Source organism: Actinomadura sp. NPDC023710 (assembly GCF_040639875.1).
In the GTDB taxonomy this organism is placed as follows: Bacteria; Actinomycetota; Actinomycetes; order Streptosporangiales; family Streptosporangiaceae; genus Spirillospora; species Spirillospora citrea.
Map to the genome: position 1 here is coordinate 115544 of NZ_JBFAGB010000029.1, position 18406 is coordinate 133949.

The following is an 18406-nucleotide window of genomic DNA, read 5'->3' on the forward strand; positions in this document are numbered from 1 at the left end:
GTCCCACGCCGACCGGAGTCGATCACACCACCATGTCTGCACCGAACAAGTCCTATGACCCCGTCGAGGTGTCCGCGCTGCAGCCCGAAGAGCTGGAGCGGGCCCGCGCCGAGGCGCTCGCGGCGATCGCCGCGGCCGCCGACCTCGACGCCCTGAAGCAGGTCCGGCTGGCGCACGCCGGCGACCGTTCCCCGCTGGCCCTCGCCAACCGCGAGATCGGCGCGCTGCCGCCCGCCGCCCGCGCCGAGGCGGGCAAGCGCATCGGCGCCGCCCGGGGGGCGGTGGCGAAGGCGCTCAAGGAGCGCCAGGCCGAACTGGAGGAGGAGCGCGACCGCCGCGTCCTCGTCGAGGAGACCGTCGACGTCACCCTCCCGTGGGACCGCGCGCCGCGCGGCGCCCGGCATCCGCTGACCACGATGCAGGAGCGGATGGCCGACGTCTTCGTCTCGATGGGCTTCGAGGTCTCCGAAGGCCCCGAGGTCGAGGCGGAATGGTTCAACTTCGACGCCCTCAACTTCCTGCCCGACCACCCGGCCCGCACCATGCAGGACACCTTCTTCGTCGAGTCGGAGGACTCCGGGCTGGTGATGCGCACCCACACCTCGCCGATGCAGATCAGGTCGCTGCTGTCGCGGCCGCTGCCGGTGTACGTGGTGGCGCCCGGCCGCACCTTCCGCACCGATGAGCTGGACGCCACGCACAGCCCGGTGTTCCACCAGCTGGAGGGCCTCGCCGTCGACGAGGGCCTGACGATGGCCGACCTGCGCGGCGGCATCGACGCGTTCGTCACCGGGATGTTCGGCGAAGGGCTGAGGACGCGGTTCAGGCCGTCGTTCTTCCCGTTCACCGAGCCGTCCGCCGAGGTGGACATGCAGTGCTTCGTGTGCCGGGGGGCGTCCGCGGAGCCGGGCGGCGACCCGTGCCGCACCTGCGGCTCGGAGGGCTGGATCGAGCTCGGCGGCTGCGGCATGGTCAACCCGCGGGTGCTGGTGGCCTGCGGGGTCGACCCGGACCGCTACAGCGGCTGGGCGTTCGGGCTGGGCGTCGAGCGGACGCTGATGTTCCGGCACGGCGTGGAGGACATGTACGACATGGTGGAGGGCGACGTTCGGTTCACCCTCCCGTTCGGGATGGAGATCTGATGCGGGCCCCGCTTTCCTGGCTGCGCGAGCACGCCGAGCTCCCGGCCGACGTCACGGGCCGCGCGCTGGCAGCCGAGCTGATCGCGGCGGGCCTGGAGGTCGAGACGGTCGAGCGGGCCGGCGCCGACATCGCCGGCCCGCTCGTGGTCGGCGAGGTCCTGGCGATCGAGGAGCTGACCGGCTTCAAGAAGCCGATCCGCCACTGCCGGGTGGACGTCGGCGACGCCAACGGCACAGGGGAGCCGCAGAGCATCGTCTGCGGCGCCACCAACTTCGCGGTCGGCGACCGCGTCGTGCTCGTCCTTCCGGGCGGCGTGCTGCCCGGCGGGTTCGAGATCGGCGCCCGCAAGACCTACGGCCGGCTGTCGGAGGGCATGATCTGCTCGGTGACCGAGCTCGGGATCGGCGACGACCACAGCGGCATCCTCGTCCTGCCGCCGGACACCCCCGTCGGCGCGGACGCGATCGAGCTGCTCGGGTTGCGCGACGACGTCCTCGACATCGCCGTGACGCCCGACCGCGGCTACGCCCTGTCCATCCGGGGCATCGCCCGCGAGGCCGCCATCGCCTACGGGGTGCCGTTCAGGGACCCGGCGGAGGTCGAGCTGCCTTCCGGCGAGGGGCGGGCGCCGGAGGACGGCGGGGAGAGCTATCCGGCCAGTATCGGCGATCCTTCCGTGTGCGACCGGTTCGTCCTGCGCGAGGTGAGCGGCTTCGACCCGGACGCGCGGACCCCGATGTGGATGCAGGTGCGCCTGCACCGCGCGGGGATGCGGCCGGTGTCGCTGGCGGTCGACATCACCAACTACCTGATGCTGGAGCTCGGGCAGCCGCTGCACGCGTTCGACCGCGGCAAGCTGACCGGCCCGATCGTCGTGCGGCGCGCCGAGCCCGGCGAGCAGCTGGAGACGCTCGACCACGTCAAGCGGACCCTCGACCCCGAGGACATCCTCATCACCGACGCGTCGGGGCCGATCTCGATGGCCGGCACGATGGGCGGGCTCGCCACCGAGATCGACGACCGGTCGAGCGACATGGTCGTCGAGGCCGCGCACTTCGACGCCATGGGCACCGCCCGGATGAGCCGCCGGCACCGGCTGCACAGCGAGGCGTCCCACCGGTTCGAGCGCGGCGTCGACCGCGAGCTGCCGCTGTACGCCTCGTACCGGGCGGTGCGGATGCTCGCCGAGCTGGGCGGCGCGAAGATCGTGCCCGGCGTCACGCACGCCGAGGCGCCGGTCGATCGGGCGGCGGTGACGATGCCCGCCGGACATCCGGACCGGGTGGCGGGCGTGGCCTACGGCCGGGACGTGGTCGTCCGGCGCCTGGAGCAGGTCGGGTGCACGGTGGCCGGCGACGACGTGCTGACGGTGACGCCGCCGTCCTGGCGTCCCGACCTCACGGCGCCGAACGACCTCGCGGAGGAGGTCATCCGGCTGGAGGGCTACGAGGACGTCCCGGCCCGGGCGCCGCGCCCGGCGGCGGGCAAGGGCCTGACCGCCGAGCAGCGGCTGCGCCGCCGGGTGGGCCGCGCGCTCGCCGGCGCCGGATACGTGGAGGCGCTCACCTTCCCGTTCGTCGCCGAGAAGGACCTGGACGGCCTCCAGCTCCCGGCCGGCGACGCGCGGCGGCGGACGCTGCGTCTCGCGAACCCGATGTCGGAGGAGGAGCCGCTGCTGCGCACCACGCTGCTGCCGGGCCTGCTCAAGGTGCTGGCGCTCAACGTGGGCCGCGGCTTCGGCGACGTCGCGCTGTTCGAGGTCGGCGTGGTGTTCCGGCCGCGCCCGGACGCCCCGGAGCGGGCGCCGCGGCTCGCCGTGGACCGCGGCCCGACGGCCGAGGAGGTCGCCGGGCTGGAGGCCGCCCTGCCGGACCAGCCGTACCGGGTCGCGGTGGTGCTGTCCGGCGACCGCGAGCCGTCGGGTTGGTGGGGCGAGGGCCGTCCCGCGCTGTGGGCGGACGCGGTCGAGGCGGCCCGCACGGTGGCCCGCGAGGTGGGCGTCGAACTGGCGGTGAAGGCCGACCAGCACGAGCCCTGGCATCCGGGCCGCTGCGCCGCGCTGTACGCGGGCGGCACCCTCGTCGGGCACGCGGGGGAGCTGCACCCGCGGGTCACGAAGGCGTACGGGCTGCCCGCGCGGTCGTGCGCGATGGAGCTGGAGCTGCGCCGTCTGGGCGAGCCGGTGACCGTCCGCGCGCCGCACGTGTCGTCGTACCCGGTCGCTATGCAGGACGTCGCGCTGGTCGTGGACTCCGGGGTGCCCGCCGCGGAGGTCGAGTCGGCCCTGCGCGACGGTGCGGGCGGGCTCCTGGAGGCGATCCGGCTGTTCGACGTCTACACGGGCGAGCAGGTGGGCGAGGGCCGCAAGTCGCTGGCGTACTCGCTGCGGTTCCGCGCCCCGGACCGGACGCTCACGGCCGAGGAGGCGTCGCAGGCCCGCGACTCCGCCGTGGCCGCCGCGTCCGAGCGGACCGGAGCCGTGCTGCGCGGCGCCTGACGGAACGCAGGCGTGCCCCGGATCCCGCGCAGGGTCCGGGGCACGTCTGCGTCTCAGGCCCGTGGCGGTTCTTAACGCTACTTGTGTTGCGATAGGTCGTCGGGTAGGCTCGATCGCGTCACATTGCCGCCCGGCTGGGGAGTCCATTGAGGATCTGAGGTCCGACACCGCGCAGTGGCCGCTCTCGGCCCGCGCACGTGACCTCAGTGCGGACTCTTACCCGCCGGGCTTTCTCATGCCCGCCGGCGCGTCGCGCGATCCGCGGTGTCTCCATGCGTTCCGCATCTTTCTCATCACCATGGAGGCCGCCCAATGTCATTCGCCATCGTGTGCTCGGACCTGTCGTTCGCGTGGGAGGACGGCACCGTCGTGCTGGACGGGCTGGACGTCGCGTTCGGCACCGGAAGGACGGGCCTGATCGGCGTCAACGGCTCCGGCAAGTCCACCCTGCTGAAGATCATCGCTGGCGAGCTGCGAGCCGGCTCGGGCACCGTGAGCGTCGACGGGGAGATCGGCTACCTGCCGCAGAACCTCGTCCTGGACGACGCCGCCACGGTCTCGGACCTGCTCGGCGTCACCGCGACCCGCGCGGCCCTGCACGCCATCGAGCGCGGCGAGGCGACCGAGGAGAACTTCGCCGCGGTCGGGGACGACTGGGACGTCGAGGAGCGTGCCCGCGCGGAGCTCGACCGGCTCGGCCTAGGCCATCTCGACCTGGACCGCACGGTCCCCACGCTGTCGGGCGGCGAGGCCGTGATGGTCGGGCTGGCGGCGCGGTTCCTGGCCCGTCCCGAGGTCCTGCTGCTGGACGAGCCGACCAACAACCTGGACCTGGACGCGCGCCACCGCCTGTACGAGGCGGTCGCGTCCTGGACGGGCGTGCTCGTCGTCGTCAGCCACGACCGGGAGCTGCTCGACCGCGTGGACGAGATCGCCGACCTGCGCGACGGCGCCGTCCGGTCCTTCGGCGGCAACCTGTCGGCCTACGAGGACCTGCTCGCCGTCGAACGGGAGGCCGCGGAGCGGACGGTCAGGGCCGCCGAGACCGACCTGCGCCGCCAGAAGCGCGAACTGGAGGAGGCCCACGTCAAACTGGCCCGCCGCAAGCGGTACGGCAACAAGATGCAGGAGAACAAGCGCGAGCCGAAGATCGTGATGGGCGAACGCAAGCGGCAGGCCCAGGTCTCGGCCGGCAAGCACCGCATCATGCACGAGGAGCGGCTCGCCGGCGCCCGCACGCGGCTCACCGAGGCGGAGGGGGCCGTCCGCGAGGACGCCGAGATCCGCGTCGAGCTGCCCGCCACCCGCGTCCCGGCCGGGCGGACGGTGCTGACCGTGACGGGCCTCGCCGCCCCCGAGCCGGAACCGGGCACGCTGGAGGAGCTGATCGTCCGGGGGCCGGAGCGGATCGCGCTGGTCGGGCCCAACGGCTCGGGCAAGACCACGTTCCTGCGGACGCTCATGGGCGACCGCGTCCCCGAGGGCGCGGCCGTGAAGCTCGGGGTGGACGGAGTCCGGTACCTGCCGCAGCGCCTCGACGTCCTCGACGGGGAGCTCAGCGTCGCCGAGAACGTCCGCGCGCAGGCGCCGTCGGCGCCGCCGGCGCGGATCCGGGCGGGGCTGGCGCGGTTCCTGTTCCGCGGCGCGCGGGCCGACCAGCCTGCCGCGACCCTGTCGGGCGGCGAGCGGTTCCGCGCCGTGCTGGCGTCGCTGCTGCTCGCCGAGCCCGCCCCGCAGCTGCTTCTGCTGGACGAGCCGACGAACAACCTCGACATGGCCAGCGCCGCCCAGCTCGGGCAGGCGCTCGCCGCCTACGAGGGCGCTCTGATCGTGGTCAGCCACGACGTGCCGTTCCTGCGCACCCTCGGCATCACCCGCTGGCTGCGCATGGACCGGTCGTGCGGCCTCACCGAGGTCGAGCCGGTGTAGCGCGTGCGGCGGCCCCCGCGCGGACCGTTCCGCGCGGGGGCCGCCCCGTTTCCGGTCAGGTCAGCACGCGCTTGGTGAAGGTGCGGGTCGCCGCCCACGTCAGCAGGACCGTCCCACCGACGATGGCGAGCATGAACGCCCACACCGGCATGTGCGGGATCTCCGGCGTGAGGGCGCTGCGCAGCCCCTCGCTCACGTACACCAGCGGGTTGAACAGGCTGACGATCTGCAGCCAGCGGATGTTCTCCAGCGCCGACCAGGGGTAGTAGACGCACCCGAGCATCGTCATGGGCAGCAGCACGATCGCGAACAGCATCTGGACCTTCTGCGGGTTCATCAGGGTCCCCAGCAGCAGCCCACCGGACGCCGACATCAGCGCCCCGACCACCATCACCCCGATCAGCACCGGCCAGTTGTCCACGTGCACCTCGGGCGACTGGCCGTCGGCGTGGATGAACAGCACCGCGGGGAACACCAGCAGTCCGCCGATCAGGCCCTGCGCGGCCGCCGCGATGATCTTCTGGACGGCCAGCAGCGGCACGGGAATCGGCGCCAGCGCCCGGTCGGTGATCGACTTCTGCCAGTTCAGCTCCATCATCAGCGGGAAGATCACCGCCATCATCGCCTGCATGATGATCGACGAGCCGACGAGCCCGGGCAGCAGGATGGTGGAGAACGTCGGCCCGCCCGGCCCGCCCGCCATGGCGCCGCCGCCGAGCTTCGGCAGCACGTAGGCGAACACGAACACGAACATGATCGGCTGCACCAGCACCCGGGTGAACGTCGACAGGAAGTTCTTGCGCATGACCAGCGCCTCGCGCGCCATCATCGCGGCGAACGTGCGGGGCACCGTGGCCCGCGCCGGCGGCGGTGCCAGAACGGTGATGCTCATTGCTTTCCTCCATCGCGGCCACGAATCGTGGCAGGAGTGATACTTTCGGTGATGCCTGGTCGGTGAGAACCAAACTGACCGGGTCTACCGCCGGGCTGGCGGGATGTGAGGTCTGTGGAGCTGGCGTAAGACCGATGGGCAGCACTCTGCCCCTCGCCCTTCATTCGGGTCGGCGGCCGTCTGGGAAGCAGAAATCTCGACTCGCGAGCGTTGAAGCCCGTTGCTTCGGCAGGGGCGAGGTCAATCGCGGTAGTCCCTTCCGGTGAGGGCGAGGAAAACGGTCTCCAAACTGGGACGCAGTTGGCTGGCGTCGGTGACTCCGACGCCAGCCACGGACCCGATTTCCACGAGCTCGCCGAGGATGCCGTCAGGCTCGGCGGCGAACACGCGCACCTGGCCGTCGGTGACCTCGACCTTGCTGATGCCCTCCCGGTCGCCGAGGGCCTTGATCCCCTCCGGGGCGGGGGAGTCGTAGGTCACGGTGATGACCGTGTCCGCGCCGGCGCTGGACTTCAGCTGGTCCACCGTGCCGCTGGCGAGGACCCTGCCGTGGTCGACGACCGCGACGCGGTCGCAGAGCGCCTCGGCCTCCTCCATGTAGTGGGTGGTGAGCAGGATCGTCTGCCCGCCCGCCTGGAGCCCCCGCAGCACCTCCCAGAGGTTGGTGCGGGTCTGCGGGTCGAGCCCGGCGGTCGGCTCGTCCAGGAACAGCACCTCGGGGCCGTGCATGAGGGCGCGGCAGATCATCACGCGCTTGGCCTGCCCGCCGGAGATCTCGAACGGGTTGCCGCGGCGCTGCTCGGTCAGCCCGAACAGCTCCAGCAGCTCGGTGGCGCGCTTGCGGGCGTCCCGCGCGCCGAGCCCGAAGTACCGGCCGCGGAACTCCAGGTTCTCGGCGACGGTGAGGTCGCTGTCGAGGGTGTTGTTCTGCGAGACGACGCCGATGCGGCGCTTGATCTCGACGGCGTCCTTGACCACGTCCAGGCCGGACACGCGGGCGGTGCCGCCGGTCGGGACGACGAGCGTGGTGAGCATGCCGATGGTGGTCGACTTGCCCGCGCCGTTCGGGCCGAGCAGGCCGAAGAACTCGCCGCGCGGGACGTCCAGGTCGATGCCCTGGACGGCGGGCACCGCGGGACGCGGGCCGGACGCGGGATAGGTCTTCTTCAGGTCGACCGTGCGAACGGCGGTCTCGGGGGGTTGGGTCACGCGCCGTCTCCCTTCGCTTCCTCGTCGGAGGAGTGGTTCTCGAATTTGTGGATCAGCTTGAGCAGGAACCGGCGGACGGCCGCCTCGTCCTCCTCGTCGACGACGTCGTAGAGGCGGGCGAGGTCGCGGCCGATGGGGCCGGACTTCTCAGCCAGGAACCGCCGTCCGGAGTCGGTGATGAGCAGCATCACGCCGCGCCGGTCCCGGTAGGAGCGCTCGCGCCGCACGTGCCCGTTGCGTTCCAGCGTGTCGACGACCGAGGTGACCGTGGCGGGGGTCACCAGCAGGCGCTTGGCCACCTCGCCGGGACGCAGGCCGTCCTCGGCGATGAGCAGGCGGAGCAGGAAGAAGCCCGCCGGGCTGATGCCGTGCCGCTCGATGATGCGCCAGACGATCGGGCCCGACATGCGGGACGCGGCGCCGAAGAGCCGCCCGATCGGCCACTCCTCGACGGGCCCGAGCGTCTTCAGGTCGCCGAGACCGTGGTTCTCCATACGGGCGATGTTAGGGCACTGATGTTTAGGGAGCAAATCTTTAGACACCTAAGTACTTCTCGCTGTGGCACTTGTCTCAGCGGTGTGAAAGACGTAACCCGTCGTTGAATAGGCATCCAGCCTCATGCATACTCTTGCTTGACGTTAGGGAAGGGCAGAGTGGACATGGGAATCCGGACGGCGGTCGCCGGCGCCAGCGGCTACGCGGGCGGCGAGGTGCTGCGCATCCTGGCGGGACATCCAGAGTTCGAGATCGGCGCGCTGACGGCGGGCTCCAACGCGGGCACCGCGCTCGGCGCGCACCAGCCCCACCTGCGATCCCTGGCCGGACGCGTCCTGGAGGAGACCACCCCCGGCACGCTCTCCGGCCACGACGTGGTGTTCCTGGCGCTGCCGCACGGCCGGTCCGGGCCGCTCGCCGAGCAGCTGGGCGAGGACGTCCTGGTCATCGACTGCGGCGCCGACCACCGGCTCGCCGACCCAGGCGAGTGGGAGCGGTTCTACGGCACCCCCCACGCGGGGACCTGGCCCTACGGGCTGCCCGAACTGCCCGGCCAACGCGACGCGCTGCGCTCCACGAGGCGCGTCGCCGTTCCCGGCTGCTACCCCACGGCGGTCTCGCTCGCGATGTTCCCGGCACTCGCCGCGGGCCTCGCCGAACCCGACGTCGTCGTGGTCGCGGCGTCGGGGACCTCCGGCGCCGGCCGGGCCCTCAAACCGCACCTGCTGGGCAGCGAGGTGATGGGCTCGGTGTCCGCCTACGCCGCCGGGGGCACGCATAGGCATACGCCCGAGATGATCCAGAACCTCAGCGCGGCGGCGGGGGAGCGGGTCTCGGTCTCCTTCACCCCGACGCTCGTTCCGATGAGCCGCGGCATCCTCGCCACCTGCACGGCGAAGGCACGACCCGGCGTCACCGCCGCCTCGCTGCGCGCCGCCTACGAGCAGGCGTACGCGGGCGAGCCGTTCCTCGGGCTGCTGCCGGAGGGGCAGTGGCCCGCCACGTCCATGACCCTCGGCGCGAACACCGTCCTCGTCCAGGTCGTGCTGGACGAGGCGGCGGGCCGCGTCGTCGTGGTCGCCGCCGTCGACAACCTCACCAAGGGCACCGCGGGCGGCGCGGTGCAGAGCGCCAACCTCGCCCTCGGCCTCCCGGAAGAACTCGGGCTGACCACGATCGGAGTGTCCCCTTGAGCGTCACCGCCCCCCGCGGTTTCCGCGCCGCCGGCGTCGTCGCCGGGCTGAAGGACAGCGGCAGCCGCGACCTGGCCCTCGTCGTCAACGACGGGCCGTCCCGCGCGGCCGCCGGCGTCTTCACCCGCAACCGCGTGCGGGCGGCGCCCGTCCTGTGGTCCGAGCAGGTCCTCAAGGGCGCCCGCGTCCGCGCCGTCGTGCTGAACGCGGGCGGCGCGAACGCCTGCACCGGCGCACCCGGCTTCCAGGACACCCACGCCACCGCCGAGAAGGCCGCCGAGGTCCTGGACGACTCGGCGGGCGAGATCGCCGTCTGCTCCACCGGACTGATCGGCGAGCGGCTGCCGATGGACCTGCTGCTGACCGGCCTCGACAAGGCCGCCGCGGAGCTGTCGCGCGGGGACGGCGGGCTCGCCGCCGCCGACGCGATCCGCACCACCGACACCGTCGCCAAGATCTCCTTCCGGCAGGGCGCCGGCGGCTACATGATCGGCGCGATGGCCAAGGGCGCGGGCATGCTCGCCCCGTCCCTGGCCACCATGCTCTGCGTCATCACCACCGACGCCGACCTGCCCGCCGAAGCGCTCGACCGGGCCCTGCGCGCGGCCACCGGCGTCACCCTCGACCGGCTCGACGCCGACGGGTGCATGTCCACCAACGACACCGTGCTGCTGCTCGCCTCGGGCGCCGCCGAGGTCGTCCCGGACGAGGAGGAGTTCACCGCGCTGCTCACCGAGGTGTGCGGCGACCTCACGCGGCAGCTGCTCGTCGACGCCGAGGGCGCGTCCAAGGCCATCGCGATCGAGGTCGTCGGCGCCGCCTCCGAGGACGACGCGGTCACGGTCGGCCGGTCCGTCGCCCGCAACAACCTGCTCAAGTGCGCCATCCACGGCGAGGACCCCAACTGGGGCCGGGTGCTGTCGGCCGTCGGCACCACCGACGCGGTGTTCGAGCCCGACCACCTCAACGTCGCCATCAACGGCGTGTGGGTGTGCCGGAACGGCTCGTTCGGCGACGACCGCGACAAGGTCGACCTGCGACCCCGCGACGTGACGATCACCGTCGACCTGTCCGCCGGCCCGCACAGCGCCACCGTCTGGACGACCGACCTCACGGCCGACTACGTCCACGAGAACTCGGCGTACTCCACATGAGCGCCGTCACCCCGGGCGCGCAGATGCGCAAGAACCGGCTGGGCGTCATGGGCAAGGCCGAGACCCTGATCAAGGCGCTGCCGTGGCTGGAGCGCTTCCACGGCACGACCGTCGTGATCAAGTACGGCGGGCACGCGATGACCGACGAGCGGCTGCGGCACTCCTTCGCCGAGGACGTGGTCTTCCTGCGCTACGCCGGACTGAAGCCGGTGGTCGTGCACGGCGGCGGCCCGCAGATCAACGCGGCGCTGGCCCGCAACGGCATCGACTCGACGTTCACCGCCGGGCTGCGGGTCACCACCCCGGAGGCCATGGAGGTCGTCAGGATGGTGCTGACCGGGCAGGTCCAGCGCGACGTCGTCGGTCTGATCAACCGGCACGGCCCGTTCGCGCTCGGCATGTCCGGCGAGGACGCGAACCTGTTCACCGCCGAGCGCAAGCACGCGGTCGTGGACGGCGCGCCCGTCGACATCGGCCAGGTCGGCGAGATCGTCGAGGTGCAGGTCGGGGCCGTGCGGGCGCTGCTGGACGACGGCCGCATCCCGGTCATCTCCAGCGTCGCGCGCGGCGACGACGGCGAGGTCTACAACGTCAACGCCGACACGGCCGCCGCCGCGCTGGCCGTCGCGCTGGACGCGGCGAAGCTCGTCGTCCTCACCGACGTCGAGGGCCTGTACGCGGACTGGCCGGACAGCGACGACGTCATCGACCGGCTCACCGCCGACGAGCTGGCCGTCCTGCTGCCGGACCTGTCGGCGGGGATGGTGCCCAAGATGGAGGCCTGCCTGGCGGCCGTGCGCGGCGGCGTCCCGCAGGCCCACGTCCTGGACGGCCGGGTCCTGCACTCGCTGCTGCTGGAGATCTTCACCGACGAAGGGATCGGAACGATGGTGCTGCCCAGTCTCCCGGGGGCCGTCGGGGTCGAGGAGGCCTCGTGAGCGATCTGAGGGAGAGGTTCGAGGCGGCGTTCATGCCGAACTACGGCGTCCCGCCCGTGGTGCTCGCGCGCGGCGAGGGCTGCCGGGTGTGGGACACCGGCGGCCGCGAGTACCTCGACCTCATCGCGGGGATCGCGGTCAGCTCGCTCGGCCACGCCCATCCCGCGCTCGTCGAGGCGGTGTCGTCCCAGGCGGCGACCCTCGCCCACACGTCCAACCTGTTCCTGAACGAGCCGGAGGTGCTGCTCGCCGAGCGGCTGCGGGAGCTGCTGGGCGGCGACGGGAAGGTCTTCCTCGCCAACAGCGGCACCGAGGCCAACGAGTGCGCGCTCAAACTCGCCCTCAAGTACGGGAAGGCGAACGGGCGCCCGTACCTCGTCGCGGCCGAGAACGGCTTCCACGGCCGGACGCTCGGCGCCCTGAGCCTGACGGGCAAGGCCGCGATCCGGGAGCCGTTCGGGCCGTTCGCGATCGACGTCCGGTTCGTCCCGTACGGGGACGCGGACGCGCTCAAGGCCGCGGTGGACGAGGACTGCGCGGCGGTGTTCCTGGAGCCCACGCAGGGCGAGGGCGGGGTCGTCCCGCCGCCGGACGGGTACTTCGCCGCCGTCCGCCAGATCTGCGACGCGGCGGGCGCGCTGTTCGTCGCCGACGAGATCCAGTCCGCGATCGGCCGTACCGGCGCCTGGTTCGCGTTCGAGCACGAGAACGCCAGGCCCGACGTCCTCACCCTCGCCAAGGGACTCGGCGGCGGCCTGCCGATCGGGGCGTGCGTCGCGTTCGGCCCGCACGGCGACCTGTTCGCCAAGGGCGACCACGGCAGCACGTTCGGCGGCAACCCGGTGGCCGCGGCGGCGGCCCTCGCCGTCCTCACCACCATCGAGAAGGACGGCCTGCTCGCCAGCGCCGCCTCTGTGGGGGAGGCCCTCGCCGCCGGGCTCGACGCGGTCGACCACCCGCTGTTCGCGGGCGTGCGGGGCCGCGGGCTCTGGCGGGCGGCCGTGCTGACCGGGCCGTACGCGGCCGCCGTGGAGGCCGCCGCACGCGACGCCGGCTTCCTCGTCAACGCGGTCCAGCCAGACGCGGTGCGCATCGCCCCGCCGCTGATCCTCACCGCCGAGCAGGCGGGCTCGTTCGCCGAGGCGTTCCCCGATATCCTCGACGCCGCCTCCCCTGAGCAGGAGAACTCACCGTGACCAGGCACTTTCTGCGGGACGACGATCTCAGCCCCGGCGAGCAGGCCGAGGTCCTCGACCTCGCCGCGCAGGTGAAGAAGGACCGCTTCGGCCGCCGGCCGCTGGAGGGCCCCCGTTCGGTGGCCGTGCTGTTCGACAAGCCGTCCACCCGGACCCGGCTGTCGTTCGCCACCGGCATCGCCGAGCTCGGCGGCAACCCCCTGGTGGTGGACGCGGGCACGAGCCAGCTCGGCCGCGGCGAGACCATCGCCGACACCGCCCGCGTCCTCGAACGCCAGGTCAGCGCCATCGTGTGGCGGACGGCCGGGCAGGAGCGCATCGAGGAGATGGCCGCCGGCACCACCGTGCCGGTCGTCAACGCGCTCACCGACGTGTTCCACCCCTGCCAGATCCTCGCCGACCTGCAGACCGTCCAGGAGGAGAAGGGCGGCCTCGCCGGCGTCACCCTCGCCTACCTCGGCGATGGCGCCAACAACATGGCGCACTCCTACCTCCTCGGCTGCGCCACCGCCGGGATGCACGTCCGGGTCGGCGCCCCGGCGTCCCAGCCGCCCGATCCCGCGATCGTGGACCGCGCCAAGGCGATCGCGGCCGCGACCGGCGGGTCCGTGACGGTCACCGCGGACGCCGCCGGAGCCGCCGCCGGAGCCGACGTCCTCGCCACCGACACATGGGTGTCGATGGGCCAGGGCGGCAAGGACACCGCGTTGTACGAGCCGTACTCGGTGACCGAGGACCTGCTCGCCCTCGCCGATCCCGAGGCGATCGTCCTGCACTGCCTGCCCGCCTACCGCGGCAAGGAGATCCACGCCTCCGTCCTCGACGGCCCGCGCAGCCGGGTGTGGGACGAGGCCGAGAACCGGCTGCACGCCCAGAAGGCGCTGCTCGTGTGGCTCCTGGAGCGCGCCCGGTGACCACCCCCATGACCAAGGCCGCGCGGCACGCCCGGGTGATCGACCTGCTGACCCGGCACCCCGTCCACTCGCAGAGCGAGCTCGCCAAGCTCCTCGGCGACGAGGGCGTCGAGGTCACCCAGGCCACGCTCTCCCGCGACCTGGTCGAGATCGGCGCGGTGAAGCTGCGCGCCGACGACGACAGCCTGATCTACGCCGTGCCCGGCGAGGGCGGCGAGCGGATCCGCCGCGCCCGCACCGGCGCCGCCGAGACCTTCACCGGGCGGCTCTCCCGGCTCTCCGCCGAACTGCTCGTCTCGGCCGAGGCGTCGGCGAACCTGGTCATGGTGCGGACCCCGCCGGGCGCCGCCCAGTACCTGGCCTCGGCGATCGACCACGCCGAATGGCCGTCCATTCTCGGCACCGTCGCCGGCGACGACTCGATCCTCGTCATCGCCCGCGACCCGCACGGCGGGGAGGACGTCGCCCAGGCGCTGCTGCGGCTGACCGGCACGCGCGAGCGACGAACCCAGGGGCCGCCGGGCGGCCCCGACTCCGGCCCGTCCTGACCGCGGGACGCGGCGGATTCGCCGTACGCTGTTGCGGACGCCGGCACCGCGGCGTCCCATGCGGGTGCTTCCGTGCCGTACCCGGCAGGCGGCCGCGTGGTGAGATGGCAGTTGACCGAACGACCAGTGGTGGGAAGTAGAGGATTCTCCGTGACCAAGGCACCGACGCGGCTGTGGGGCGGCCGGTTCGAAGGCGGCCCGTCGGACGCGCTCGCGAGGCTCTCGGTGAGCGTCCAGTTCGACTGGCGGCTCGCCCCCTACGACCTGATGGGATCGCGCGCGCACGCCCGCGTCCTCAATCGGGCGGGCCTGCTCACCGACGACGAGCTGGAGCGCATGATCGGTGCCCTGGACGACCTTGAGGAGGCGTGCCGCAGCGGCGAGTTCCGCCCCACGGTCGCCGACGAGGACGTCCACACCGCCCTGGAGCGCGGTCTGCTGGAGCGCCTCGGCGCCCTCGGCGGCAAGCTGCGCGCCGGCCGCAGCCGCAACGACCAGGTCGCCACCGACCTGCGCCTGTACCTGCGCGACCACGTCCGCCAGATCGTGTCGCGGCTGGTCGAGCTGGAGACCGCGCTGATCGCGCAGGCCGAGCACAACCTCGGCGTCGCCGCGCCCGGCATGACGCACCTCCAGCACGCCCAGCCCGTGCTGTTCTCCCACCAGCTCCTCGCGCACGTCCAGCCGCTCACCCGCGACATCGACCGGCTGCGCGACTGGGACCGGCGCGCCGCCGTCTCCCCGCTCGGCTCCGGCGCCCTCGCCGGCTCGTCCCTGCCGCTGGACCCGCAGGCCACCGCCGCCGAGCTCGGCTTCGACGCCGCCGCGCCCAACTCGATGGACGCCGTCGCCGACCGCGACTTCGTCGCCGAGTTCCTCTTCGCCGCCGCCCTGATCGGCGTGCACCTGTCCCGCCTCGGCGAGGAGGTCTGCCTCTGGGCCTCGCAGGAGTTCCGCTGGATCGAGATGGACGACACCTACACCACCGGGTCGTCGATCATGCCGCAGAAGAAGAACCCCGACGTCGCCGAGCTGGCGCGCGGCAAGGCCGGCCGCCTCATCGGCCACCTCGTCGGCCTGCTCACCACCCTCAAGGGCCTCCCGCTCACCTACAACCGCGACCTCCAGGAGGACAAGGAGGGCGCGTTCGACGCCGTCGAGACGCTGCTGCTCGTGCTGCCCGCCATGTCCGGGCTCATCGCGACCATGCGGGTCAACACCGAGCGGCTCGAGGCCCTCGCCCCCGACGGCTTCGCCCTCGCCACCGACCTCGCCGAGCTGCTCGTCCGCCGCGGTGTGGCGTTCCGCGACGCCCACGAGGTCGTCGGGCACCTCGTCGTCTGGTGCCAGGTCAACGACAAGGACTTCGACGACCTCACCGACGAGGAGCTCGGCAAGGTGTCGCCGCACCTGACGCCGGACGTGCGCGAGGTGCTGAACGTCAAGGGCGCCCTCGCGTCCCGCAAGGCCTACGGGGGCACCGCGCCCGACCGCGTCAGCGAGCAGATCGACGCGCTGCGCACGCTCGTCAACGGCCACGCCGCGTGGGCCGCCGGCTCGGACTCCTGACCCGGCGGGCCGGGGGCGGCCGCCGCGGTGCGGACCGCCCCCTAGGCTGGTCGGGCGGCGAAGCTGTCCCCTAGACCACGGTGAGGCGATGGACGGAGCGGTGCTGTCCCGGGAGTTCTTCGACGGCCCGGTGGAGGAGGTCGCGCCCGCGCTGCTCGGGCACGTGATCAGCCACCGCACCCCGGAGGGGGAGGTGGCGGCCCGGCTCACCGAGGTGGAGGCCTACGCGGGCCCGCTGGACCCGGCCTCGCACGCCTACCGGGGACCGACCCCGCGCAACGAGGTCATGTTCGGGCCGCCCGGGCACGTCTACGTCTACTTCACCTACGGCATGCACTTCTGCATGAACCTCGTGTGCGGGCCGGACGGGACGTCCATGGCGGTGCTGCTCCGCGCCGGCGAGATCATCGCCGGGGAGGACGTCGCCAGGGCGCGCCGCCCCCGCTCGACCGTCCGCGACCTGGCCCGCGGTCCGGCCCGGCTCTGCCAGGCCCTCGGCGTCGCCCGCGAGCAGAACGGCCTGGACGTGTGCACGCCGGGGGGTGCAATGACGGTCCTCAGGGGTGAGCCCGCCGACCCCGCGTTGATCCGCAACGGTCCCCGGACGGGCGTCAACGGCGCCAAGGAGATCCCGTGGCGGTTCTGGATCGAGGGAGACCCGACCGTCTCCCCCTACCGCCCGCACGTCCCGAGGCAGCGCAGGAAGATCACCACCGAGGGATGACCCGCCGTGATCATGTGGTCGGCCGGTGGGCGCCACGCTGCGGCGGACGTTGAATATCGTTGGCGTGACAGTCGCCCTCTGGGACAGCCTGGTGGGGCACACGAAAAGAAAGCCGGAGACGAGGGAGACCGTGACCGACATCCTGGACGATCTCGCGTGGCGCGGCCTGATCGCGCAGTCCACCGACCTGGACGAACTGCGGGCCCTGCTCGCCGCGGGACCGGTCACCCTCTATTGCGGCTTCGACCCGACGGCGCCCTCGCTGCACCTCGGCAACCTCATCCAGATCCTCACGCTGCGCCGCTTCCAGAAGGCCGGGCACCGGCCGATCGGCCTGGTCGGCGGTGCCACGGGCCTGATCGGCGACCCGAGCGGCAAGAGCGCCGAACGCGTGCTGAACTCCGAGGAGACCGTCGCCGGCTGGGTCGAACGGGTCCGCGGCCAGGTGTCGGCGTTCCTCGACTTCGACGGAGGCCCGACCGCCGCGACGATGGTCAGCAACCTCGACTGGACCGGCCCCATGTCGGCCATCGAGTTCCTGCGCGACATCGGCAAGCACTTCCCGGTCAACCGGATGCTCGCCCGCGAGACCGTCAGGGCCCGGCTCGAATCCACCGGGATGAGCTACACCGAGTTCAGCTACGTCCTGCTCCAGTCCATGGACTTCCTTGAGCTGTACCGACGCCACGGGTGCCTGCTGCAGACCGGCGGCAGCGACCAGTGGGGCAACCTCACCGCGGGCGTGGACCTGATCCGCCGGGTGGAGGGGGGAAGCGCGCACGCGCTGACCACGCCCCTGCTGACCAAGGCGGACGGGTCCAAGTTCGGCAAGACCGCGGGCGGCGAGACCTACTGGCTCGACCCCGAACTGACGTCGCCGTACGCGTTCTACCAGTTCTGGATCAACGCCGACGATCGGGACGTGGAGAAGTTCCTGAAGTTCTTCAGCTTCCGTTCCCGCGAGGAGATCGAGGACCTGGCCAAGCAGGGCGCCGACCGTCCGGCCGCGCGAGCACCGCAGCGGGCGCTCGCCGAGGAGATGACCACGCTCGTGCACGGCGCGGACGAGACCGCCCGGGTCATCGCGGCCTCCCGCGCTCTGTTCGGTCAGGGATCCCTGGAGGAACTGGACGAACGGACGCTGCATGCCGCCCTCTCCGAGGTCCCCCGCGCGGAAGTACCCGCGGGGGAGCTGCCGCCGGTGGTGGACCTCCTGGCGGCGTCCGGCCTCTGCAAGAGCAAGTCTGAGGCTCGCCGTGCCATCGCCCAGGGCGGTGCCTACCTCAACAACGCCAAGGTCGAGTCGGAGGAGGCGGTACCGGCGCCCGCCGACCTGCTCCACGGCCGCTTCCTCGTCCTGCGGCGCGGCAAGCGCAACGTGGGCGGCGTCGAGGTGACCGCCTCCTGAAGCACCACCCGACCGCCCGTCCGGATCCGTTCCCGGACGGGCGGTCGTCATATCGAGGGAAAACTTCGGTAGATACACGTCACAGTGCGGTTACGGCGGCCCGTGACCGGGCATGGTTACGAGACTGAAAACAGTAGATGACCTGCGGATTCATGCCCCGCCAGCGCCGATTTGACGGTCCTGGCGGTGGGACCTAATGTTCTACACGCCCCACGGGGGAGCGGGACGCCGACAGGCGGCCGGCCCCGAGGGGAAAACCTCTACAGACCCGAACGGGTGCGCTACGTCGCGCCCAAAAGGGACTAACGAGGCCGAACCGCCCGAATTTGGTTAAACCAGGGCGGATCGGGTATGATTGAAGGGTTGCCCCGGAGCCGGGGACCGCGGGAGCGGGGTCCGGCGCGGTGGGTGTCCGTTTCTTGAGAACTCAACAGCGTGTTAAAAGCCAGTGCCTTTATCGGCTCGGTCTTCAACGGCCGGGTCGCCCCGTGCCATCTCTTCGGGGGTGGTGGGGATTTCTTTGAGGCAATGCTGTCCCTCTTTGTGGGGGATGGTGATGCTGGGATTGTTTCCTGAGGTTTGGCCGGTCGGGGTTCG

Annotated in this window: 15 protein-coding genes; 12 read left to right on the plus strand and 3 right to left on the minus strand. The window is 72.3% G+C overall.

Annotated elements, in window-relative coordinates; translation table 11 throughout:
* Nucleotides 1–32: 32 nt before the first annotated feature.
* The 3 genes from pheS (at nucleotide 33) to AB0H37_RS30095 (ending at nucleotide 5569) form a co-directional block, all read left to right on the plus strand.
* Entirely contained in the window at nucleotides 33–1142 is a 1110-nt protein-coding gene (gene pheS / locus AB0H37_RS30085) for a phenylalanine--tRNA ligase subunit alpha (RefSeq protein WP_179834515.1), read from the plus strand.
* On the plus strand, nucleotides 1142–3640 hold the full coding sequence (gene pheT, locus AB0H37_RS30090) for a phenylalanine--tRNA ligase subunit beta (RefSeq protein ID WP_360616490.1): 2499 nt from the start codon (nucleotides 1142–1144) through the stop codon (nucleotides 3638–3640). Before pheS ends, pheT begins: the two co-directional genes overlap by 1 nt.
* Nucleotides 3641–3952: 312 nt before the next feature.
* Nucleotides 3953–5569, plus strand: coding sequence for an ABC-F family ATP-binding cassette domain-containing protein (locus AB0H37_RS30095; RefSeq protein WP_329091564.1), 1617 nt, complete (start codon nucleotides 3953–3955; stop codon nucleotides 5567–5569).
* A 55-nt stretch (nucleotides 5570–5624) separates the two neighbouring features.
* Here AB0H37_RS30095 and AB0H37_RS30100 read toward each other — a convergent pair whose 3' ends face one another.
* From AB0H37_RS30100 to AB0H37_RS30110, 3 genes are all read right to left on the minus strand, one after another.
* Entirely contained in the window at nucleotides 5625–6461 is an 837-nt protein-coding gene (locus AB0H37_RS30100) for an ABC transporter permease (RefSeq protein ID WP_179834518.1), read from the minus strand.
* A gap of 240 nt (nucleotides 6462–6701) precedes the next feature.
* Nucleotides 6702–7670: an ATP-binding cassette domain-containing protein gene (locus AB0H37_RS30105; RefSeq protein ID WP_179834519.1), complete on the minus strand. Its 969-nt coding sequence runs from the start codon at nucleotides 7668–7670 to the stop codon at nucleotides 6702–6704.
* Nucleotides 7667–8164: a MarR family winged helix-turn-helix transcriptional regulator gene (locus AB0H37_RS30110; RefSeq protein ID WP_179834520.1), complete on the minus strand. Its 498-nt coding sequence runs from the start codon at nucleotides 8162–8164 to the stop codon at nucleotides 7667–7669. The genes AB0H37_RS30105 and AB0H37_RS30110 overlap by 4 nt, the downstream gene beginning before the upstream one ends.
* A gap of 165 nt (nucleotides 8165–8329) precedes the next feature.
* Here AB0H37_RS30110 and argC point away from each other — a divergent pair, with 165 nt between their 5' ends.
* The 9 genes from argC (at nucleotide 8330) to tyrS (ending at nucleotide 17809) form a co-directional block, all read left to right on the plus strand.
* Nucleotides 8330–9358: an N-acetyl-gamma-glutamyl-phosphate reductase gene (gene argC / locus AB0H37_RS30115; RefSeq protein ID WP_360616494.1), complete on the plus strand. Its 1029-nt coding sequence runs from the start codon at nucleotides 8330–8332 to the stop codon at nucleotides 9356–9358.
* On the plus strand, nucleotides 9355–10512 hold the full coding sequence (gene argJ, locus AB0H37_RS30120) for a bifunctional glutamate N-acetyltransferase/amino-acid acetyltransferase ArgJ (protein ID WP_179834521.1): 1158 nt from the start codon (nucleotides 9355–9357) through the stop codon (nucleotides 10510–10512). Before argC ends, argJ begins: the two co-directional genes overlap by 4 nt.
* A gap of 23 nt (nucleotides 10513–10535) precedes the next feature.
* Complete coding sequence (gene argB / locus AB0H37_RS30125) at nucleotides 10536–11450, plus strand: acetylglutamate kinase (protein WP_329098734.1); 915 nt, start codon at nucleotides 10536–10538, stop codon at nucleotides 11448–11450.
* Nucleotides 11447–12646, plus strand: coding sequence for an acetylornithine transaminase (locus AB0H37_RS30130; RefSeq protein ID WP_360616491.1), 1200 nt, complete (start codon nucleotides 11447–11449; stop codon nucleotides 12644–12646). Before argB ends, AB0H37_RS30130 begins: the two co-directional genes overlap by 4 nt.
* Nucleotides 12643–13560 (plus strand): ornithine carbamoyltransferase, encoded by a 918-nt coding sequence (gene argF, locus AB0H37_RS30135; protein ID WP_329091555.1) that lies wholly within the window; start codon nucleotides 12643–12645, stop codon nucleotides 13558–13560. Before AB0H37_RS30130 ends, argF begins: the two co-directional genes overlap by 4 nt.
* Nucleotides 13561–13568: 8 nt before the next feature.
* Nucleotides 13569–14108, plus strand: a complete 540-nt coding sequence (locus AB0H37_RS30140; RefSeq protein ID WP_179838652.1) for an arginine repressor — start codon at nucleotides 13569–13571, stop codon at nucleotides 14106–14108.
* A 150-nt stretch (nucleotides 14109–14258) separates the two neighbouring features.
* On the plus strand, nucleotides 14259–15677 hold the full coding sequence (gene argH, locus AB0H37_RS30145) for an argininosuccinate lyase (protein WP_360616492.1): 1419 nt from the start codon (nucleotides 14259–14261) through the stop codon (nucleotides 15675–15677).
* A gap of 88 nt (nucleotides 15678–15765) precedes the next feature.
* The gene (locus AB0H37_RS30150; RefSeq protein ID WP_329091551.1) at nucleotides 15766–16401 is read left to right on the plus strand and encodes a DNA-3-methyladenine glycosylase; all 636 of its coding nucleotides are present in this window, start codon (nucleotides 15766–15768) and stop codon (nucleotides 16399–16401) included.
* A 130-nt stretch (nucleotides 16402–16531) separates the two neighbouring features.
* Complete coding sequence (gene tyrS / locus AB0H37_RS30155) at nucleotides 16532–17809, plus strand: tyrosine--tRNA ligase (protein WP_329098731.1); 1278 nt, start codon at nucleotides 16532–16534, stop codon at nucleotides 17807–17809.
* Nucleotides 17810–18406 lie beyond the last annotated feature (597 nt).